Origin of the sequence: Dokdonia ponticola (assembly GCF_042653865.1) — a bacterium.
In the GTDB taxonomy this organism is placed as follows: domain Bacteria; phylum Bacteroidota; class Bacteroidia; order Flavobacteriales; family Flavobacteriaceae; genus Dokdonia; species Dokdonia ponticola.
In genome coordinates this window covers 462,884-485,660 of sequence record NZ_JBHSFV010000002.1, presented here as the reverse complement: position 1 = coordinate 485,660, position 22,777 = coordinate 462,884, and the positions used below count along the sequence as shown (strand labels likewise).

Sequence of the window (22,777 nt, the reverse complement as noted above, 5' to 3'; positions counted from 1 at the left end):
ATTGGAGGGTTATTGTAGGGCTATTTCTATGATAATTTTACAATAATGTGTCCCATGCAAGATACGCTTATGAAGGTGAGGTAATTATCAAATAAACTTTAAAAAATATAAATCATATTAAAAGGCAAAGCTGTATTATCAGCTTTGCTTTCTAGTTTTGATGACTTGATTTATTTTAGAAGCAGACTTATATTTTATAGATGTGTTGTAGGAAATTCTCTCATTCTTTTTATGGCAAGGCTATTAATAACAATAATTAAATAGCTGATATATAAATAATTCCTTTATAGGGGACAGATCATTTTAAAAGTGCCGTAGAGAATGTAGCACAGTTTTTTATGTAATTTGAAACGACATTTTAATATCGTTAAAGTTTTTATTTTCTAAATCAGTTTTTGATAGTCCAAAATAATAAGTTCCACTTCCTCCAAATTTAGATAAATTAGTATTTGAGTCATCACAATCTAATTGTAAGAGTAATTCATAAGTTTTTGACAACTCTAATATATCACTCCAACGTTTTTTATGTTCTGAACTTTTGGCTAAATAAAGACCTAATTCTTTTGAGGCGAATTCATAAATAACACTAGATTGAATTGATCTATCATGTCCTAGAATTTGATGCATATTATCTGTGTTTTCAAATAGTTCTCCTATGAATTCATCAGTTGGCTCGTGGAAATAAAAAGAAAAATCATCATATTTTTTCTCAAACTCAAAAAGTTTATAATTTTCGTCGTCTGGTATTGTGTAAAATTGAAAATACTCGATTTCCGCTGTTTTGAATGTCTGATTTTCCTCAATGTCATTTGGAAATTGAGTTCGGATGATATTTTCAGTTTCGCTAAATATAAATTTATATGGTTGATTTATACCATTAAATTCTTTCCAGTCTTGGTTAAGGCTTAAAAAGACATAAAAGAAACCTTTTTTTGGCAAGATGCTTTCTTTGTCAAATTTTGTTAATTCAGACAAATTATATTGAGCACAAAATAACATTGACTTATTGTCGGATTTAGGCCATTCAAAGTCTTTTGGTAAATCAGGTTTTCCACCAATTTTTGATTTTCCAACTTTTAAGTTTTCGTCATCACTTGATTTAGTGTGAATTCCAACAGTCTGTCTAATCATTTTGATTAGTTTTTCTTTGTCGGTTTTTTCGATTTGGATTTCTTCTGAATTCCGAATGAATGACTTGATTTTATTTAACTTATTTTTTCTGAAGCTGAACATTTATTTATAACTGGTGTTTATGAATATTACGAACAATGGTCTTTTTTACATGCTATTTTTTTATCTAAATACCGCAAATCTCACTAAAATGATCTGTTTTCAATTCACAAAACTCATACACTGCCCACCATTCTTCTCTTGTTATAGGTACTGCCATTTTTAGTTTGTTGATTACATCTAGTAAGTCAACATCATCGTATTCAAAATAAGTGTCATTACAAATAATATGTGGAAGGTCGCCATTTTTCATTTTCGAGTAACTTTCATTCTCTATTCGCTGTTGAGCAATACCAACCGAGTTCCTAGAAGCACTTCCTGTTGCAACCTTAGCTGTAAATAGATTGAAAAAGGTATTTTGTTCTAAGCTCAACTCTTTTGAAATATTGAGAATTTCATTATTTACATCTTTTTCCAACTGTTCACTATTAGGAAGTCCAGAAGCTTCTAGCACATGATCTATATTAAATTTTTTAAAATTATAAGCTCCGTATTTTTCTGCATAATTCATTAAAAGGCAGACAAATGCAAATCCACGATCTTTTAACTCTATTAACTTTACAGGTCTCTCTTCCCATTCTTTTACTTTAAAAGATTTGGGGATATTTAGTTTTTCAAAAGACTCAGTAGTTAGATTGAGGGATAAAGTAGCAAACTGTGAGGCTATTTCATATCCTTTAATGGCATCTTTAATGTTTAATATGTTTGTTGTGGTATGGACACCTACGGTGTATAATGATAAGTCAGAATTATATAGTTTTTTGAAGATTTCGTCCCCAAATAATTTTAACTCAATTTTGAAAGAAAACTCATCTAAAGAATGAATATCAGTTAAACGTGATGCTATTTCAGCAAAAGTAGCTGTTGTTTCTAATAATGAGGCAGTAGAAAGTGGTACTCTAGCGACAGGAAGATCATTATGCGAGTTGAATTTTGCAAAAAAAATCGGCTTACTATTATCTATGTGTCCTAAACTATCATAACGTAATCCCATAGAGAAGCTATATCTCCAAGGCTCTCTTGCGCTTCCCTGTATCTTATTATATATTTCAGAGTAATAAGTAGCAAATTTGTCTCCTTTAAAACTATCGTGTAATTCTTTAACCTTAAACATTTCTGATTCATTTCCGTGAAAAATACTATCAAATGCCCTGTAAGTCTTTGCTAGTTTCTGAACACCCCAAAGAGTTCCTATATGGTCTAACCAATGCTGTACTTCGTGAACAATAATACTCTGATGTTCTGGAAATTTTGTTGGATTTTTAAATACTTCAGCAAATTGATCTTTACTTATTTTATTAAATGAAATAAAATTTCCTAAAGGGTGATAATATGCTACAGTGTCTACACTTGGAAAAATCTTCCAAAAATTATTATTTCCTAAATACATACTGCTTAGTTTATTGTTTTGTAACAACTATAACAAGCTGGTTTAGAAAAATTCGCATTGTGGTTTTTACCACAAGAAACACAATAATTCTCGGGGTAGCTAGAGTCTCCAAACTTAGCCCATATTTTATAACAGTTATTACAAAGTGGTTTTTCTATAGATAATGGAATATTCGTTTTACAACGAATGCAATGTCCATTTTGCTTTTGAGAATTATCTTTTTCTTTACTTACATCACGCCCCGCTCGCTCAGATTTAATGGCAGCGTTTACATATTTTTCATGTTCAAAAGAGGAAAGTGGTATTTGTTGTATGTCTTTTCCTTTAGAGATATCTAAGATTAAATCTAGTTCTATTTCAGAACCTACATAATCTTTACCTAATAATAACTTCTTTTTGTACTTAGGGCGTTTGACATAGATCGTATACCCGTCTTTTTCTAATACTGAAAAACAGGTTTTTTGAGCAGTTTCAAAAAAAGTGTTAGAGGTTAACAATTTTTTTGTGGCCATAACACCGAATTCAATGTTATTTATAAAAGAATAATCAATTAAATTCATAGAAGTGACAATAGCTTTATTTTCATTCCCATAATACTTTGCGTGTAAATTAGGTATGTAGACTATAGTGATATTAGGGAACTGAGTAAAATACTCAATGTCTTGTTTTTTAAAGCTTCGACTTACATTGGATTCATTTTTCCCAAAACCAATGATAATCTGTACTTGTGCATTGTTTAAATGTGTTTTAAAAACTTCATTTTTAAAGTAGTCATCTAGTTGAATGAATGGGGATAGTATAAGAATGAACTTCTCCGCATAATAAATCGTGTCATAAATTTCTTCAGCAAGTGCTTCATCGGTTAAAAAACTCATATAAATAGTTTGATATGTTTAATTTAGCCCTAAATATAAAATAATGTAATATACTACAAAGTAAATAGTTGCAGTAAGTTGCGGTTTGTGAAAAACCTAAAATAGTTTTCTTCTGAAAAAACATTAATTCTAAATCAATGTTATTCTCTTGGTAGTGTATTTAGAATATAAATAAATAAATAAATCAAATGATGAATCTTAGAGAAATTCCTATAAGGTTCTAAAATCTAATCTATGATATTTCTAGGCTTTTGTTTCTTCTATCAGGTATGATAACTGAAATTGATTAATATCAAAATCATCCAAATGCATATCAAATTGTTGTTTTCTTGTTTTAGGGTTTTGTTAGTGTTTCTAGCCTTGAGCAGTAAAGCTATTAATCAGTAGCAGAATATCAATACTATTTTTATGCATAGTATTATTCAGTACTATCCTCAATTCTTATGTACAAATTATCAACTTTATTGTACCAAATTGAACAAGTTAAAGATGTTTTTTTGCTGATACTCACATCAAAATTCACATCAATATTACCCAAAAAATCGGGCTGATTTCCACTTTTAAAATTATTTCTCTCAACGGTAAATCCAAACTTCTTAGGGTTTTCAATCTTTTTTCGTTCGAAAACTAAATCAGGAAATTCTTTTAATAAAGTTTTATATAGTCTGCCGTGTTTATGAATATCAATTATTTTTCGATTTTCTTTTCTTTCTATCCAAATGAGATTCATTCGGTCGAGTCTGTTGAGAATTTGCCACCAACTTTTATTATAATCGCTTTTCCAATTCTCATCAGGAAATACTTTGCTAAAAATTTCTTTTGTTGTTGTTGATTCAGCTACCTTAATTAGCACTTCTAATTCTGGTTGGTTCAAATCTTGCCATTGCTCTGTCTTAAATGCAATATTCATTTTTTCAGCTATGTCTGGCTTAATTTCAATTTCCTTAATAATAATTTTTTCTCTTAATTCTTTATTTGATTCAACTTTTTGATTTGCGCAATCGTCACATTCAATCTTATCGCCAAGCTCAAAATCTTGCCAATTTATTTCACTTTTTAGTTTGTAATCGCCAATCAATGTTTTACACTTTGAGCAATAAAGTTTTAATCGACTATTTTCTTTTGCATAAGCTGATACATTTGGCATTGACATTCGATGTTTTTTTGCAACTACATTAATATTATATCTCCATTTTCGTGATGTTTCATCAATTGCCCAATAGTCTTTAATAATGCTTTTGTCAATGTCTTCATTTAGATAGACAATCTCGCAAATTGGCGGTTTCATAATTTTAGTATTATTTTTTGGGATTTGCCCAAATATTATGCTCAAGATTAAATATATGGCAAGTAGAGTAGAAAACAAGTGATTATTTTCGGTTTAGTTACATTGCAAATAGGTAAGAATCTTTTGATTAAATACTAATTGCCTATTTTTTATATATAGTATTGTGTTTTCGTTTTTATATTCACGTAATCTTAATGTAATTCAAAAGTCATTTTCTTTCCTTGAGTATAATTGTTCTTTAGAATGATTTTTTATAAATTCATTGTATTTAATCACATCATCCTTAGATATATAAATTTTCCCATCTAATTTTTCACTGATGTATATGGCATACTTAGGTGATATAGGATAATAAAGTTCCATTTTTTCAGGAGCTTTAGTATAAGAATGATTTCCCATTGTATTCAATACAGGTTGGTCACCAGTAATAAAATCTATATCTGAATTATTTATTAGTAACCTTGTTTTGGTTTTAGAAAAAATCCAATTACCTATTGTATCTGCAAGAATTAGATTAAAAACTTTAGAAAGTTTTTCAGGATTTAAGTTCGGAGTTTTAAGATTTGCTTTAATCATATTGTCACGCATTTTGTTTGTCCGAGTGTATTGAGAACCAATAAAGTAAGCAAAATCATTTTTTTCTTTTTCATTTTCAAAAAAAGATAAATCTTCCAGATACAATTTTCCTAAAATGGATATAAAGTTTTTCTCAATAATTGAATGAAAATCTTCTATTCCACATTTTTTTATATATCCATTTGAATCTGCTGTAAAATTGTAAAGTTTTAACAATTCATTCAATGATTTTTGTGCGGTAGGGTGCATACCACTTAGAAAATATTTTAAAAAGGCTAACTCATCAGAGTTTAATTGTTCTGATTCATAGAAATATCTTTTTTGAGCGATATTTTTTAAGGATGTATTAAAAGTTGAGCCATTCCTTTGACACCATATTTTATCATTAATAGTCCAAGGTTTTAAATAATATTTCCAGACATAGTGTTGTTGTTTTTTTAAATTATTCATTGAACACTATTTTAGTATTTATTTTTTAATGAAATATAGAGCAAGTGGTAGCATTTTTGTTTCGGAGTATTACTTAACAAAATATAAATATTTTGTCTTGACCTTTCCATCTATAAACGTCAATTTTTACATTTAGAGACTTCATAGATAAGTATAGATCTTTTGATTAAACTCAAAAGCCATATGTTTTCTTATTACAATGTTGTAAGTAGTTATTTATAATTTGATGTTAATATTACTATTGTTGAAATAAAACAGAAAACGCAAGCAAATAACATTACAATTTTAGTAGCATTCCAAAATTTCAGGAAGAAAGTATCATTTGAAGAGTAAACTGTTTTTTCCAATCTTTTTTCAGAAATACCAAATACTTTTCTAAAGGTAGTATTAATAAAATCCTCGGTAAACTCCTCTTCTTTTTTTGCTTGTTCAGTCAAACGTTTGTATTCTTTATTTAAGAGCAAAAGTGATTTTTCCTTTATTTCATTACTTTCATATTTGTTATAATTTTCAACGACGTCAGAATAATCAATGTCAAACCCTTTTTTAATTTTTTGATATACTTCATTTATGTTTTCAGGATCTATTATATCAGATTTAATAGGTGTCATTTCGTAATTTGAAAAAGATCCTTTTAAATAAAAAAGTATTTTTTGAAATATACTTAAATAAATTAGAGCTGCTAGTCTGTAAATTATACCAGATATTATGCTAATACACAATAGCAAAAGAATTGTTTTTAAAATATGTATTTCAAATTTAGAATTTAAGTCTGCAATGTTTGAAACTATTATAGAAATTCCAGTTATAGAAAATCCAACTATCCATACTAATATTTTATCAATTTGATTGAAGTTGAAAATAATATTGTTCTTGGATTCAGCTAGGTTCTCCAATTTTATTTTAGTTAAAACTTCTAGAGGTCTTTTCATAATTACTTACGATATTGTATATGAAACGTAGCGTATAAATAGATACTAACTTTTCGGATAGTATACGAGTCAAATTTAAAAATTTGGGGATTTTCACAAATACACACAACCTTTGTGTAAACTTCTTAATAGAGATGTTTTATGTGTGTTGTTAGCACCAGTTATTTGTTCGTTTCCATCTTCTTTTCAATCCGTGATTTTATTCTTGGTTTGTTATCATTTCCAATAATTTTCAAACATTCTTGATAAAGTTCTGTTGCTCGTTTTTTTAAATTCCACGCACCAAATTGGTCAGCAATTTTCTCTATTGGTCTAAAATCTTCTTTACTGTATAAATTTAAAAATAGTTCAAGTAATTTGATAGAGTTTTCTGATTTCTCTAATTCTGAACTTTTAGAGTCAAATATGTAAATTAGGTTTCTATTAAACTGCTTTTTTTTGTATTCATAATAGTCAGATGATTGTTTGCCATAAATTTTAGGTTCGATTTCTCCGCTTATTAATTTTTCTAAAGTTTTATTAGCTTGATTTATAAAATGAATAACCTTATCATATTTATTATTGTTGATTAAGACTTTTAACCAATCATTAAATTTTCCAGTATGAATTGCAGAGTCAATGTCAAATTTGTATTTATTAAATTCTTCATCTACTACTTGCTCGTTGTTTAGTTTAATTTCAATATCGATTTTTAGCTCTTTGTAATCTTCATTTCTTTTTATTTCTAAAGCTTTATCAATTTCTTTTTGTGCGTTCTCAAATTCTTGATTGTCGAAAAAGTCAACTGCTTTAATAAAATATTCTAAATCTTCTCCATAAGCGACAAAGTCAGTTAAGGGTATTCCTTGTTCATTTAGAGCTTTAATGAAGTAGGGTTTTTTCGTAATTCTTTTTCCTGTTTCAAGAGAAATTTTGTGTTCTTTTTTATTGAGCTTGGCATCATAAAAACCAAAGTAGCGTTCACTTCTTTTGATTGCTTTCCACTTTCCATATTTTCCCTTTTTTGGTTTTATTCCGATTTTATGCCATTCCGAGATTGGTTTTACAATGTCAACATATTTTAGAATTTGCTTTGGAAGTTCTATGTAGTTGCCGGTTTCTAAATAAACTGGAAATTCTTTAATTTTTTCAAACTCTTTTTCTTTTTTCTTTTTTTGCTCTTCTGGAGGTAAAAATTGTTCGGGATATTCAACTTGGAAATATTCTCTGAATTCCTTGTACTCTTGATTGATTACTTCCAAAATATCTTTGAATTCTCCGTTATCATTTACATTCTCTTGTCGGATACTTTCATATAATTTAGCGTATGATAAATTTGCCAAATCAATATCTCCAGTTTTTAAACCTTGCTGTATTTTTTGATTATGCCAATCAATTGCATTTATTCTATCGGGGAATTTTATTGTGGATAATTTTGATAGAAAGGGAGGATTTGATTTCAGCGATGGTTTATTGCTCAAAGAACTTTTCTTTTCAGATTCATTTTTCTGTTTGTTTTTTCCAATGTAGTAAAGTACTACAATTACAATTCCTATGATTATTGTTACTTTCATTCGGTCAGTTGTGAGCAATTGATGCTAACGTCTTTGTATTTGATTAATGGTGTGTTTAAGTACCTAATTTAGTAAATAAAAAACCGAATAGAAAATCTGAGAGAATTTTCGTAAGTAGTCTTTAACCAGTTCATTAATTATACTTTATGTTAGCGTATTTTTTAATCTTTTGGTTCAGAGAAATGACTTCCTTCTCCTAACCATTCTCTCTTTAAGCCTGTTTTTTCGTTAAATTCCTTTTGTTCACTTTCAGTAGCGTAATCAATAACGAATTGTTGACCTCCATCATCATAATAAGTATATTTTCCATTTGTATTCAATTCAGCAGGTAAATAAGAAAACCTTTGGAAAAAAGAATCGGAAATGTAACCAACTTTCTCCAACTTCCATTTTTTATTAATTCCGTTTGCCTTAAATATTATCCATTCATAATTATTTTCATCTATTTGAATAGATACTTCAGAGTATTTTATTTCCCCATTTGTAATAGTTCCCATTCTTTCCATAAACCAAATATATTGGTCACTTGGGTCAATAAATTCAAGGTCAAACCAAATGCATTTGTCACTAAAATTAAAATTTTTAATTTCAGGATTTCTCCAACCAAAATAAAAGTACAATCGTGAAAATGGGTTTTGTTCAATTTCTTGTAATCTTTCTCTCTTAATTTCTTCTCTAACAGATTTTGCATAGCCATCTGTAAGGATTATTTCTTTAGTAACTCCATTAGCAAATTCATAGCCTAAAGACTTGAACACTTTTATTTGCTCTTCAAAACTTATTAAATCAACTTTAGTAGAGTTCACTGCGGTTAATTCATTTTTTTTATTCTTTTTTCCAGAAAAACTATAAATAATTATTGCTATAATGATTCCAAATATTAATCCTAATTTTTTCATTTAATTTATTTTCAGTTTTTCGTTCAAATTACAGCTAACAATGTTATAATATCAATTGTAATTATTTGTGAAAGAGCAATCTACTAAATTAATAGAAGTTAAAAAAGCTTTATTTATATTTCCTGATCTTATATAACTCGAAATATGTTCTTGATAAAAATTGAATATAACATCAAAAATTTCTTTAAAATCTGAATCGGCGAATAGCTTAACAGGATATGATTTTGCACTATGTAGATAACTCTATTTAATTAATGTAAGTGCTGTACAAACGGGCTTTATTTGGTCAGATTTATAATCTAAGTAATTATAAGTTGCGTGTAAAATATCTAGTATATAATATCTACTTAGTCTATTTTTAATATGTTCAAAAGTTATTTGCATTTTCTATGTTATTGCTATAAATGTATATGTTTTTTTAGTAAATTATTTGATAAGTAATACCCCAATTAAGGTTTTAAAATCACTTTTAAGTAATAGTATTTTGGCAAATCTAATGATCTTAAAGTTAGAACTTTGTATATTTTAATGAATATGGTAGAATTATTAGAAATCACAGGAAATGATATATCTAAATTAAGTGATAGTGATTTGAGAGACTTAATAGGTCTCCTATGCGAAGCTGATTATAAACTATCCACACTTTCAACAAAAGGAATCCTTTGGGGAGGTCATCAAGATGCTCCTGATGGTGGTTTTGACGTTTATATAAATCATGTAGAACAACCTCCAAAAAATAGCTTTATTCTTAGAAAAATAACAGGCTTTCAAGTTAAAAAACCTAATATGACTCCTTCAGCTATAAAAAAGGAAATGTCTCCTAAAGGAATTCTACGAGATGAGATAAAAGATTTAATCAAAACAGGAGGGGCATATGTAATAGTTAGTTCTAATTCGACAACTACTAAGTCAGCTTTGGATGGTAGATTAAAAATGATGAAAGAATGTGTCAAATTAGATGATATAGAAAATAACTTAAAATTGGAGTTTTATGACCAAGGGCAAATAGCGACTTGGTTAAGAAATCACAAGTCACTGATAGTTTGGGTACGAAATAAGATAGGTAGACCCATAAAAGGATGGAAACCATTTTTAAATTGGTCTTATCCTAAAGGGAAAATTGAAGACAGGTTTATTATCGATGATGAGCTTAAATTGTTTAAAGGTAATAAGGATACAGATTCTAAAGAATCAATTTTAAACGGGATTGATAAACTAAGAAGAGAACTCGCAAAACCTAGATCCTCTGTACGTCTTGTAGGTTTATCTGGAGTAGGCAAAACTAGACTTGTCGAAGCATTATTTGATAGTAGAATTGGAGAAGGTGCTTTAGATCAGAATTTAGTAATTTATACAGATGTATCTGACAGTCCAATACCTGATCCTAAAACATTAAGCGAACAGTTAGTAGCAGAAAATACAAGGGAGATTTTGATAGTTGATAATTGTAGCCCAGAATTACATAGAAAATTAACTTCTGTAATTACAAGTTCAGGTAGTGTAAGTTTTCTTTCCATAGAGTATGATGTTAAAGATGATTTGCCTGATGAAACCTCTGTTTACAGATTAGAACCTGCTAGTGACAATGCAATTGAATCTTTTATCAAGTTAAGGTATAAACATATTAATTATATTAATTCACAGACTATTATAAAACTCTCTGGTGGTAACTTTCGTCTAGTAGTAGCTTTAGCTAACACAATTAAAAAAAATGAGTTTCTATTAGAGCTGAAAGATCAAGATTTATTTGAAAGATTATTTATACAAAGGAATGCACCAGATAATAAATTACTTTGTAGCGCAGAAGTACTCTCGTTAGTATACTCTTTTGAAGGAACTGATACTTCGGATCATTCTGAAATGGGAGTTTTGGCTTTGTTAGTTAGTATACCTGTTTTAGATTTATATAGAGATATACAAATACTTAAAAGACGTGATTTAATACAGTCAAGAGGTCGTTGGAGAGCATTATTACCACACGCACTTTCTAATAAGTTAGCAAAAAATGCTCTTGAATCTATACCTATTCACAGTGTGACTAAAGTCATTTTAGATGAGACTAATAATAGACGGTTGTTGTTATCATTTACCCATAGGTTAAGTTTCTTACAAGATCATCAAATTGCTCAAAGTATAGCTGGGACTCTATTGAAACTAGATGGTTTTTTAGGGAAGCTAAATGGAAAACTTAATTACGATCAAGTTAAAATGGTCAAATATTTAGCTCCTGTAAATCCTCATGCTACACTTGAGTTATTAGAATCTTGGTCTTCAGGAGAAAATGAAGATTATTTCACGTCCAGAGAAAATAAAAGTCATTATGAGTATACAAGGATACTGAAAAATATAGCTTACGACCCTAAACTTTTTTCAAGAAGCGTTGATCTCATTATAAAGTTTGCTTTAAGAGAATCACCTACAGAAAATAACAATCCCACAAGGCGTGTTTTAGCACCACTTTTCCAATTACAATTATCAGGTACTCATGCAAATATAGAGACTCGATTGAAAACAATTAAACGATTATTAGACTCACTCGAAGTAAAAGAGCGAGATTTAGGATCATTGCTGATTAAAAGTTTATTAACATCATCTTCCTTTGTAGGCTCGCCGTCTGATGAAATCAATTCTAAAAATCAAGACTATGGTAAAATAGCAAACACATATCAAGAGTACTTAGATTGGTATTTGAAAATAATAGAATTTCTCCGTGATTATCTATTTCAAAAGAATGATATAGCTCAAAAATTAAAAAAAGAGTTAGCTCTAAATCTTAGATTATTAATTTGTACTATAGGACTTCCAAAAGAGTTAAAGACTTTACTATTAGATTTACACAGAGATAATTATTGGGAGGGTGGCTGGTTGGCTTTGAAAAGTATACTAGTTTATAACAGCAAGAAATTAAAAAAAGAGTTTGTTGAAGAAGTTAGGTGTTTAGAAGAGAAAATACGTCCTAGATCATTAGAAGAAAAGATAAGAATGTATACACTTAATGACCAACATAGAGTTTTTGACATTGATAAAGAATATTCTTCAAGTGAATCATGGTCAGAGACAAATAAGCGTATTTCTAACTACACCATTAATCTAGGAGCTTTGCTATCTCTTAATCAAAATCTTTTTGAGAAATTATTACCTGATCTCGTTACGAATAGAAATAGAAGATTAAGATTTTTAGGTCAAGGTTTGTTTCTAACATCACGCAATAAATATAATACTTGGAAGACTATAAATACCACTTTGTCTAAAGTTTCAAAAGATAGAATAGATATAGAATTCATTATTGGTTATCTTGAAAAATGTGCTGAGTTATCCCCAAAGATACATGATGTTTTTATAGATAGATTTATAAAGACTAAATCTCCTTTGATGAAATGGTTTCCCATACTACAAGCTACTAAAAAGTTAGATAAGGATGCTAAAGTACGCATGATAAAATCTTTAAATTCAAACCTGGTCGATATTGATAATTATTATGTAATAAGCCAGAAAAGTTGTAGTAATGAAATGTCTAATAAGGATGTGATTTTTTTATTAAATGTCATATTAAAAAAGGATAAAGGGTATTTAACATCACTAGATATATTAGAATCGATTGGTTCTCAAAAGAAAAGGTTTTCTAAGTCGGTAATTGGTATTGTATTTAAAACACTTCATGCTTTTGATTTTAATAAATATCATTTTCCATACATTAACAGAACCCTAAATGAAGTTGCTTGTTTTGCTTTAAGTAGTAATACCGATGACTACGACTACGATGTCGCTTTGTTATGTAAAAATATAATTACTGCCTTAGAGCATAATTTTAATTATGATCATCCCTTCAAAGAGACTCTCATAAAACTAGCAGAAAAAAAACCTTTTATATTTTTAGATACTGCATTTGGAAATAACGATTTAGATATTAATTATTATATATCCTCCTTATTTAGGGATGAATTTTTAAGAGGAGAGAATCCTATTGATAGCATCAATATTAAAAGTTTAGTTAGATGGTCAAGAGTAAACCCTATGGAAAGATATTTAATCTTATCAAAAAATATTAATTTAATAGAATCTTCCCAAGGTCAAAACATCTTTAATTGGAAACGATTTGTTTTTTATATGCTTGATGATATCAAAAAGGAAGATAAATTAAAAGAGATACTAAATAACATGAGTTCTTTTACTAGACCACGATCTTGGAGTGGATCAAGGGCTGTAGCACTTCAAACTAGGGTAAGTCTATACACTACTTTAATAGATCACAATAAAGAAACTGTCAGAGATTGGGCAAATAAGGGAGTTTTAAAAATCAATAAAGAAATAGAGGATGACATGGAATCTAGTTATGATAGAACACGAAGTGTGATGGAGAGTTTTGAGTAATTAATTTATAGCTGTGATTATATATAAAGTTGATTTATTAAACGTAAGGTTTCAAATGCTATTAGATGCTGTTTAATGTATAAATTTGCAACTCTGAACATATTTAAAATTCTGATTATCATGGCTTTATTTTCTAAGCCAAAGGGTTTAATACCCCGAGGCTTGCCCCGAGATAGGTTACATTTTTTTGCTTTCGCGAAAGCGGTATTCTTTTGAAACTTCACCAGCATCGTTTAACTTTTCGCCTATGAGCGTATCATTTTGCAGGGTAAGTCTCACATTTTCTAGGATGGTGTATTTTGTTCTTTCTAGATCTCCTAAAACAAGGGTCCAATATTTTTCTTTTTTCCACTGCCAAGGAAAGCCATCAATCATTTCGGAGGTAATTTTTCCACAACTGTCAATAGTTACTTCAATAACATCTACATTCTCTTTTTCAAAATAAAACTCCATATAAACTTGTTTTCCAGCACACGAATCATCGCCAGTCACTTCTTCACAGATAGAAAAGATAGGGGCTCTAAAAGTTTTGCCAACCATCACAGGCTCGGTTACTAACGATGTAATCATGCATAGATAGATGATAGATATGGCACTTTTCATTCAATTTGATATATAGGTTTTACCATCAAAAAGTAAACGCCCTGAATTTGACGTGATTTTCTCTTTGGTATCGCAGTCACCTTCTTCATTTTCATAATTGATTGTTTCTGTTATTTTCTCTTTCACTATGATATCATAGTAGCCTTTAGTTACTTGTTTTGAAAGAATGAGTATCTTTTTTGTTCCGATAAACGCTCCTGCACAGTTAGTATCCCATTCTCCACCATACTCCATGACATCAAAATTATGGACCACTTTTTTTAATGTATTCCCTGATTTTACAAATAGGGATATCGTTTCTTTGCTGTACGGATTTGCTTTTGATAATCCATAAAAATTAACACGAACGCCAAAGGCTCTTGCATTTTTGGCTACGATATATGGGGCGGTGTCTATGGTTATTTCTGAAAGCCGAACTGCATCATACACCATACCATTGGTTTTAGAACTTTCAAAATAGTGATGGATAATATCGCCTGTTAAATTAGTTACCACTACAATATGGCTATTGAGTTCAAAATAAATTTCGTCCTCATCAATTTCTGCATATTCTGGAATCACCATGATGGTTTCTTGTGTATTTGCAGGATTTACTTTAGTCACCAATAAATGGGTGTTCACCTTATCATATCTTAACTCCAATTGCCGTATGACCTTGTCAATTAGTACTTCTTCCGAGCTTAGCTCTTTGAGGATCCCGTCTGTACCAATTCTATAAACAGATTCCTCTATTCGTTCTTGTTGATCTTCTATAAAGATATGGTTTCTTGTAAGCGTACTTTCTGAAATGTTAGTGATTGTCCTTGTAGAACTTTCTGTTAAGTCATCATGCGACACAAGAATACTATCCATAAATTTTCCATCAAGCGTGTAATTTATGAGGATTGATTCCATCTTAGTCTCCTTTTTTATAACGGTGACCACGATGGAATAAAAGTCTTCTGAAAATCCAATTTTATATGAAGCAATTGCCTTGTAATTATGAATATCCTTTTGGAAGTTATGATGTACAATATCATTTAGTTGCAAGGCTTCTATATCCACTTCATTATAGTCTGCCTCATCAATAAAACTGTCAAAATTTGTGTCTATTGTTATTGGTAAACTTCTTGTTTTGGTACGCTCAATCTCATATTTAAATCTAGCTTTTGTTTTCTTTATATCGTCTAGCGATATGCCTGTGGCATCTTGAGCAGGCAGTTCACTGCGATGTTGAGCTTTGCTAGTCGTTATAGAAATGAAGAGGGCTACACTAGTTATAATGGTCGTTAAAATTTTCATTAGTTTTAATTATACTGTAGTTATGCGTATTTAGCATTCTACTATCCCTGTTTTCAAGTTAATTGTCTTCTTCCTTCCATACCAAACGTATTCATTATCTATATACCATATCGCTTCAATACGATCCTCTGTAGATGCACTTTTTTATGGTTTTAAATGGCTACCTTATTTAATAACTAGTGACATCTAACTCATAAAAGTCTTTAATTTCAGAGAGTTTGATGAGGCTATCTATTTGAATGTTTGTCCATGTATCCTTAAAAACCGCATCTCTTCCCCCTATGTCTGGGGTTGTATTGATACTTATTAGCTTCTTTTTAGTTAAAAAATTGATACTTACTTCACTTTCTGTAATTGCTCCACCCTTTCTATGAACGTATTTTAGTAATTCGAAATCAGAATTTTGATATACAAAAGTGTATTCCCAATATCCATATCTACCGTGGGAATACTGAATATATAAACTCCCATTTTGGACGTCTATTTCTAATTGTGGTGGATAATACATGCCCCCATCTTCATTTTCAGATTCAAAACAACTTTCGTTTATGGTTGCCAATTCATACGAGCCATTTTTACTAAAGAGTACAATGATACCTCGCCTGTTGCGGTCTACTGCTTTTTCAAATCTATGGGTTACTATTTTTGTACTATCTCCCCCTTTAATTACCATTACAAGGTCTTCTACTCCATCATTATTTAGATCGCCTTTGTGTTTGCTATAAAGCGTATATTCCTTGGGTATAAAGCTATTCGGGTCTGTATTTTGACAAAAAGAAGCACTACTTAGTAGCGATAGGCATACTGTAATGCGCCAAAATTGATTCATAGGTTTTTGAAATTGATTTTTATCTAAACACTTGTATTTCAAAATTAATGATAGGTCTCTTCTGTATACGCTTTCGCGAAAGCGTATACTACATACTGCCAAATGACAAGAAATGTGATTTTAATAACATAAATACATAAAATACTCTCTACGTCAAATTTTGAAAAGAAATTTAGGAAGCCAATCTAATCAATTTTTTTTCAATTTCTTCAAAAGCTTTTTTCTGAGGTGCCGCTAAAACAGCATTTTTAATAGCACCTGCGGCGATCTCTATAATATTACGGTATGCTTTTACATTTTTGCCAAAATAAGCATGCATTACTTTATTGGGAATGATATGGTTTACCTTAACCGTATTTTCATTCACAAAAAACACTTTAGCAGCGTTCATATTGCTTTTTTTAATCACAATACATTGCGCCATTTGTCCGTTAGCGTCTGTCCTGTGTTCCCAAATGTCATAGGTTTTAGAGCATTGATACGTTGTGTTTTTTTCTAAGCGATCCAATAACTTATCTAAAGAGTTATAGTCGTTTTTGATTTCAATTAAATTTTCCATAAGTAATATGATTTGGTTTAATAATCCATTTTAATAAGTTCTCCATCTAGTTTATAGTAGAAATAGAAAGTTGTCCCTCCAGTTTCTGGTTGTAAGCTAATATTATATTGTGCATTTGCAATATCTCCGTTTTTGGGATATTGAATGAGTGCTGTGTAGAGTGTTGGGTTTTGGATGTCTTTTTCTGCTGTTAACTGTTCCTTTGCTTTTTCTACTAAGCCTCCCATTTTTTCGAGATTAATAGTGGCGTCCAATTGAAACATATAATCGGCAGCCTTAGTTCCTTCGGGGACTTCCAAGGTGATTTCTGATGTTTGTGTCCATGAATTTTGCGCGAGACTCCATTGTCCCATTTTCATAGATTCTGGTGACTCTGTAACCGTTAGTGTAATTATATTACCAATGCGATCATCGGAGTTTATTAATATATCTGTGAAGTAGGCAGTATCGCCAAATTTGGTTTTTATTTCTTGTGCTATCTGTCCAAAACCTTCGGCTGTATGCGGTTGATTACTCGTCACACCATTGCAAGAAAGAATGATTATAGCGAGTGATATATAGAACAATATAGGTAATCGTGTTTTCATTTATAAGTGGGTTATAATTAGTTTTGTAAAATGTTATTGATTCTATGCTTCATCGTCTTCTTCTCTCCCAAAGAATAAGAACAACGCCCCTCCTCCTAGTATTAATAAAATTCGAATTACCCATCCCATGGTATTCCCCCAGGCATCCACCCAAGCTAGTAGTCTGATGTTGTAATTAAAAATAGAGAGTATGATCGAAATAATGCCCATTGCTGCGAGGATGAGTCCTCCCTTACCTAATTTTAATTTGATGTCTTCCATAATGCGTTTTATTGGTTAGTTTCATATAAAAATATAGGGATGAAGTCATATAAGAAATAGAGAAGAAATTTATGGTGTATATGAATGTATAAATGGGAGGGTTGACGAGATATTCGTAAAAAGTAAAGCATTTTATAGTCGTATTCTTAAAAGTGACTAATCCCAGAAAAAAGTGCCAACGTAATTTGATTTTAAGATAGGATGTATGTATGCAGCGTAAGTGATTCTTATTCCGCTTTCGCGAACCTGCCTCGCCAGCAGGCAGGAGCGTACTTCTCCTCTATTCCCTTCGGATTTATTCGTATTTACACCTTTTTTAGAGTCAAAAACAGTCTAGCTTCTCAGGTTGTTTGAAAAGGATGTATCCTGAAAGGCTGATGTGATTTCATAAAAAAAGAGGTTATCTTTTTGATAACCTCTTGATTTTTAGATTTTTTTAAATCAAAATTGTATTGTACTATCGCCGGGTATAGCCTATATAATCATTAGTTTTGATCAGAAATAAAACGCATGATAGGTCCATCACTTTCCGGATCATCAGAAATAATTAATATTTCGTTTTCAATGGTATAATCATATTCGATACCAGCAATGGTGATCGTATTCGCTGTTATTAGTAGATTGCTATAATTCCCTGAAGCTAATATATAAGGGTATGCTGCTTCTATCGTATTTACAATAGATAATTGGTTAGCATCTATATCAAATGTCCATTTAATCTCATTAGAATTAATTTCAGGTAAATCTGGTAAAAACGCAACGTATGATGTCATTTCCCATGTCCCGTTTAAATCACTAGCTACCGCTGTATTTTTTTCGTCATCCGTTGAGCAGGATGTCAATAATCCTATAAACAATAAGAAGTATACTATTTTATTTTTCATGATCATTCATTTTAAGTTATTAATATATAGATGCAAAAAAGTGTATTTGGTTGTGTCTCATTTAATATTATTATTTAAATCCGCAGTATGCATTAGAAAACTTATTAGAACTTAAACAAGCTTCATTACGAAAATTTAATACATAATGCGGGTTAAACGATGATGTAGTACTTAGCTATCCAATTAACAAATTACTTTACGCTAGATAGTATATGTGTTAATTAATCAATAAAAATAACCCCTGTTTTTGTGATACCACTTGCCGATGTCCAACTAAAACTTCCAGAAGCTAACGCATTGCAGGAACTGTCAAAATAGAGTCCATTTCCAGTAGAAAGATCCCAAGTAGTTACTCCATTAAAATTAGACATTTGATTATGTGCGATAACAGCATTGGTGTTTCCCGGAGCATTTCCCATTTGAGGAGTAAACGAAGGATTACTAACACATGGGTAGTTAAAATTTTCTCCCATAGTATCTGTAAGCATACTACCATTAAAAGTAACGACAGCACTGCTGATGGTTTCATACCCAAAACCTTCTGGTGCCGGAATTCCAGATGATATTAAATTCCACGTTCCAGCTAAGGCAGCATTATCTGTAAAGGTTCCAGTAAGACTTATAGGCATTCTAGTATTTGTTCCTTTTAAGACATGTGCAAAAAAGGGTTCATTATCAATTACAATATCGTAAAAAACAGGGTGTTTGATATCTTCTAAATGTATTGTAAATGAACTTGTTTCACTTTGAAATGTATACAATTTTGAAGTGAGGTTGGTTACTTCTTTGTTTAGATGGTAAGCAATTTTATCTCCATCTACCATTTCAACATAGGCCTCATACAGAGAATTATTGTCTATGTTTACCCAAATTTTCCCTCTTTTTTGATTTGTTCCCGAAGCGATAATACCGTGGTACAACCCTTTTTCGGAAGTGTCAAAACTAGCGTTAGGTACTTGTTCTTTTATTGAATTTTGATAATCGACAATTACATTGGATTCTAAGTTATTTTCATCGGTAGAGTCTATAGAGCAGTTTGTAAAAGCAAACGTAGATACTACAAGAAGTAAAAGGTGTATTTTTTTCATCAATTGTGTTGTTAGTAATGAGTTTAAACTATGAAAGGTGTATTGATAAAAGTAAGTAAAAATACACTAGGAAAAAATAAAGAATCAATATGTGTTTATTACCAATAATTAAGCGTCGTACTTGAGGTAATATCCGTGGTAACAACAAAACGCACAAACTGATCAAAACAGAAGAGAAATCAGCTAGCTTTTATTCCACTGTAAAAATGTGGTCACAAATTGATCTTTTTTACGAGAGGACACAGGTATTTTCTTACCGTTTTTTAAATAAATCACTCCTGATTTTTCGTATTTATCAATAAACTTCAAATTGACCATAAACGATTGATGAGGACGCGTAAAATTGGCATTTAAAAGGCGTTCTTCAAATTCTTTTAAGGTTTTAGAAACTACATACTTTTTATTGTTAGTACAGAAAAAAGTGGTGTAGCCTTTATCGGATTCACAATACAGGAGTTCATTTAAATCTATGACCTGAAAACTATCATGAAGGGATAAGATTAAGGTTGCATCATCATTATTCCATACTGCTTTTACAGTTTTAATTTGTTGTTTTTGTTCGGCTACAGGTAGATTCTTAACTTTTTGTAATGCCGCCTGAAGTTCTTCTACATCCACAGGTTTAAGAAGATAATCTACAGCTCCTATCTTTAACGCTTTTAGTGCATATTCTTCATAAGCAGTAATAAATATAATTTTAAAGCTTAGATGTTCTGTTTGATCTAAAAAATCAAAGGCCGTACCGTCCAAAAGGTTAATATCTAAAAAGATTAAATCAGGTTTACATGCATTTGCAACAACTACAGCATCTTTTACAGACTCACACTCCCCTATAATTGTTACGTCAGTATCTATTAATTGTAACAAATTGAGTAATCCTTTTCGAATGTATTCTTTGTCTTCTACGATGATGGCTTTCATGATATCACATTTTTTTGTAAGGGATTACCAATGTGACTAGCGTCCCTTGTTCATTGTATTTTTGTCTATTTTCTATGGTTACAGAACCTTCCCTATTAAAATCTTTAGAAAGTATTTGTAAACGCTCGGAAGTAATCGTAGTGGCTAGTGAATTTTTATCTTTTCGCTTAGCTATTGGTTGCGAATGAATACCTACCCCATTGTCTGTAATTGTACATATGAGTTTCTGGTCTTCATACGTTATACGCACATGAATCTCTCTATTTTCTAGTTGATTGGTAAAGGCATGTTCAATGGCATTTTCAACAAAAGGTTGAATCAACATAGGCGGAATTTCAAATGCATTGGTATCGATGGTCTCGTCTATAGAAACGGTATAATTGTAGGACTCATTTTCTAAGTTTTGTAATGAAAGGTAATTTTCAATGGCTGCTAATTCTTGAGAAAGTAACACCATTTTTTCTCGTGAATTTTCTAGAATAATACGAAGGAGTTTTGAAAATTTAGAGAGGTACACCACCGATTTCTTTTCTTCTTTATTTAAAATCATTCCTTGCAATACCGAGAGTGAATTAAAGATAAAATGAGGAGTCATTTGTGAGCGTAGGAGTCGTTGCTCCACAATAATGTTGTGTGTTGTGGCTTTAATATTTCTGAATTTAAGATAGAATATGATCCCACCTAACAGCATAGAAATAAGTAAAAATATAATAATGGAAACTAGATAGTTACGTTGCGATTTTTTTAAATTCTGTGATGTATCATTGACCGTCTTTGTTAGTTTCAATTCTCGTATACTAGCTGAATCAAGGGCTTGTTTGTATTTGTATTCAGCTTCTAGTTGCGCAATTTTTTCTATATTTTTTTTATTGAAAAGACTATCATTTAAAAATTTAAATATTTTATGACTTTCAAATGCTTTTTTATATTGATTTGTATTTTTATAAATTTCTGCTAATAATTTTGAGGCATCACGTTGATAATCTATCAGTTCAAGTTGATTTGAAATTTCTTGGCTTTTTAAGGCAAAATTCAAGGCATTTTTATATTTTTTTTGTTTTGTATATACGGTTGCTATGCCCAAATAAGAATTGCACAACCCTAGTTGATTGTCCACTTCTATGTTGATTTCTTTAGCTTCCTCATAATATTGATACGCAATAGAATATTTTTTTAAAGCTACATGCACGTCTCCGATATTATTTAAAGATAAAGCTTGACTTCCTCTATTATTTATTTCCTTAAACTTTTCTAGTGCATCTTTAAGATATTGATTGGCGTACTCGTAATCCTTCATGGCTTTGTATACAAGTCCTATATTATTTAAGTTACTTGCCATCCCATTTTTATCGGTACCATTTAAAAATCGATTAGATTCTTTATAGCATTCGATTGCTTTTTCATAATTTTCTAAGTGATCGTAAACAGGTCCCATATTTCCTAGCGTATTTCCTATGGATATGCTGTCACCACTTTTTTTCCCAATGATTAGTGATTTTTTAAAATACTCCAACGCCAGTGGATAATTGCTTTGGTGGGTGTATATAACCCCTAAATCACTAAGACAATAAGAGAGGAGGCTTTGGTTACTTGTTTCTTCACTACTATTCAATGCCTTTTTATAAAAAATAATCGCTTGATCATAGTCGCCTGTTAGTAAGTAAGACCATCCTATGTTATTTAAAACAACAAAGACTTCATCAATATCGTTGAGTTGTTCATAAATATTCAATGATTTTTTATAATTTTCTATAGCTTGTTTTTGATTTCCATTCTTATAAAAAAAACGTCCTATACTATTATGACATTCAGCAATTCCTTTTTTAAAATTAATCGCTTTATAAACCTCAATAGCTTTATTATAATTCTCTAAGCCTAGCGTAAAATTTGAATGAAATGCTTGAGACATTCCCATTAGATATAAGCTTTTTCCTATCCCCTTTTTATAATTTATCTCCGCTGCAATGTGTTTGGCTTCATTTAAGTACAATACCATTTTGGTACTATCTTGGTTAGTAAAATAAGATTCTGCTATTTCATTTAGTAGGTTTACCCGAACGGAATCATTAGTCGTGTGGGTATTCAATTTTATTTCTAGACTATCAATACGTGTATTTTGTGAAAAAATAGCCGTTGAGAAAAGTAAAAATAATCCTAAAAAAATTACACGTTTCATATAGGCAGTGATTGGTTTTAAAAA

At 30.4% G+C, this 22,777-nt stretch carries 19 protein-coding genes; 1 reads left to right on the top strand and 18 read right to left on the bottom strand.

Going from position 1 to position 22,777, the window contains the following annotated elements:
* Positions 1–336 precede the first annotated feature (336 nt).
* The 8 genes from ACFO3O_RS06170 to ACFO3O_RS06135 all read right to left on the bottom strand — a co-directional run bounded on the left by ACFO3O_RS06170 (position 337) and on the right by ACFO3O_RS06135 (position 9,193).
* Complete coding sequence (locus tag ACFO3O_RS06170; protein ID WP_379977688.1) at positions 337–1,131, bottom strand: DUF1963 domain-containing protein; 795 nt, start codon at positions 1,129–1,131, stop codon at positions 337–339.
* Between the two features lie 166 nt (positions 1,132–1,297).
* Positions 1,298–2,620, bottom strand: a complete 1,323-nt coding sequence (locus ACFO3O_RS06165; protein ID WP_379977687.1) for a hypothetical protein — start codon at positions 2,618–2,620, stop codon at positions 1,298–1,300.
* Between the two features lie 5 nt (positions 2,621–2,625).
* Positions 2,626–3,495: a phospholipase D-like domain-containing protein gene (locus ACFO3O_RS06160; RefSeq protein ID WP_379977686.1), complete on the bottom strand. Its 870-nt coding sequence runs from the start codon at positions 3,493–3,495 to the stop codon at positions 2,626–2,628.
* Positions 3,496–3,913: 418 nt separating this feature from the next.
* The gene (locus ACFO3O_RS06155; protein ID WP_379977685.1) at positions 3,914–4,783 is read right to left on the bottom strand and encodes a hypothetical protein; all 870 of its coding nucleotides are present in this window, start codon (positions 4,781–4,783) and stop codon (positions 3,914–3,916) included.
* 201 nt (positions 4,784–4,984) lie between these two features.
* On the bottom strand, positions 4,985–5,809 hold the full coding sequence (locus ACFO3O_RS06150) for a DUF4238 domain-containing protein (RefSeq protein WP_379977684.1): 825 nt from the start codon (positions 5,807–5,809) through the stop codon (positions 4,985–4,987).
* 212 nt (positions 5,810–6,021) lie between these two features.
* Positions 6,022–6,741, bottom strand: coding sequence for a hypothetical protein (locus ACFO3O_RS06145; RefSeq protein ID WP_379977683.1), 720 nt, complete (start codon positions 6,739–6,741; stop codon positions 6,022–6,024).
* Between the two features lie 161 nt (positions 6,742–6,902).
* Positions 6,903–8,294, bottom strand: a complete 1,392-nt coding sequence (locus ACFO3O_RS06140; protein WP_379977682.1) for a hypothetical protein — start codon at positions 8,292–8,294, stop codon at positions 6,903–6,905.
* Between the two features lie 161 nt (positions 8,295–8,455).
* Complete coding sequence (locus tag ACFO3O_RS06135) at positions 8,456–9,193, bottom strand: hypothetical protein (RefSeq protein ID WP_379977681.1); 738 nt, start codon at positions 9,191–9,193, stop codon at positions 8,456–8,458.
* A 534-nt stretch (positions 9,194–9,727) separates the two neighbouring features.
* Between ACFO3O_RS06135 and ACFO3O_RS06130 the strand changes: the two genes are divergently transcribed.
* Positions 9,728–13,564, top strand: a complete 3,837-nt coding sequence (locus ACFO3O_RS06130) for a hypothetical protein (protein ID WP_379977680.1) — start codon at positions 9,728–9,730, stop codon at positions 13,562–13,564.
* A gap of 177 nt (positions 13,565–13,741) precedes the next feature.
* On the opposite strand, the gene ACFO3O_RS06125 is transcribed toward ACFO3O_RS06130, so the two are convergent.
* The 10 genes from ACFO3O_RS06125 to ACFO3O_RS06080 form a co-directional block, all read right to left on the bottom strand.
* Positions 13,742–14,167, bottom strand: coding sequence for a hypothetical protein (locus ACFO3O_RS06125; RefSeq protein ID WP_379977679.1), 426 nt, complete (start codon positions 14,165–14,167; stop codon positions 13,742–13,744).
* Positions 14,168–15,448: a PA3715 family protein gene (locus ACFO3O_RS06120; RefSeq protein ID WP_379977678.1), complete on the bottom strand. Its 1,281-nt coding sequence runs from the start codon at positions 15,446–15,448 to the stop codon at positions 14,168–14,170. It lies immediately after the preceding gene.
* Positions 15,449–15,617: 169 nt separating this feature from the next.
* Positions 15,618–16,277, bottom strand: a complete 660-nt coding sequence (locus ACFO3O_RS06115) for a hypothetical protein (RefSeq protein ID WP_379977677.1) — start codon at positions 16,275–16,277, stop codon at positions 15,618–15,620.
* Positions 16,278–16,449: 172 nt separating this feature from the next.
* On the bottom strand, positions 16,450–16,836 hold the full coding sequence (locus ACFO3O_RS06110; protein WP_379977676.1) for a hypothetical protein: 387 nt from the start codon (positions 16,834–16,836) through the stop codon (positions 16,450–16,452).
* A 17-nt stretch (positions 16,837–16,853) separates the two neighbouring features.
* Positions 16,854–17,423, bottom strand: coding sequence for a hypothetical protein (locus ACFO3O_RS06105; RefSeq protein ID WP_379977675.1), 570 nt, complete (start codon positions 17,421–17,423; stop codon positions 16,854–16,856).
* Positions 17,424–17,465: 42 nt separating this feature from the next.
* The gene (locus ACFO3O_RS06100) at positions 17,466–17,684 is read right to left on the bottom strand and encodes a hypothetical protein (protein WP_379977674.1); all 219 of its coding nucleotides are present in this window, start codon (positions 17,682–17,684) and stop codon (positions 17,466–17,468) included.
* Positions 17,685–18,169: 485 nt separating this feature from the next.
* Positions 18,170–18,568 carry a hypothetical protein gene (locus ACFO3O_RS06095; protein WP_379977672.1) on the bottom strand — a complete coding sequence of 133 codons (399 nt, stop codon included), beginning with the start codon at positions 18,566–18,568 and terminating at the stop codon, positions 18,170–18,172.
* Positions 18,569–18,789: 221 nt separating this feature from the next.
* Complete coding sequence (locus tag ACFO3O_RS06090; RefSeq protein WP_379977671.1) at positions 18,790–19,656, bottom strand: hypothetical protein; 867 nt, start codon at positions 19,654–19,656, stop codon at positions 18,790–18,792.
* A 183-nt stretch (positions 19,657–19,839) separates the two neighbouring features.
* Complete coding sequence (locus tag ACFO3O_RS06085) at positions 19,840–20,577, bottom strand: LytR/AlgR family response regulator transcription factor (protein WP_379977670.1); 738 nt, start codon at positions 20,575–20,577, stop codon at positions 19,840–19,842.
* Positions 20,578–20,581: 4 nt separating this feature from the next.
* Positions 20,582–22,753 carry a tetratricopeptide repeat-containing sensor histidine kinase gene (locus ACFO3O_RS06080; RefSeq protein WP_379977669.1) on the bottom strand — a complete coding sequence of 724 codons (2,172 nt, stop codon included), beginning with the start codon at positions 22,751–22,753 and terminating at the stop codon, positions 20,582–20,584.
* Positions 22,754–22,777 lie beyond the last annotated feature (24 nt).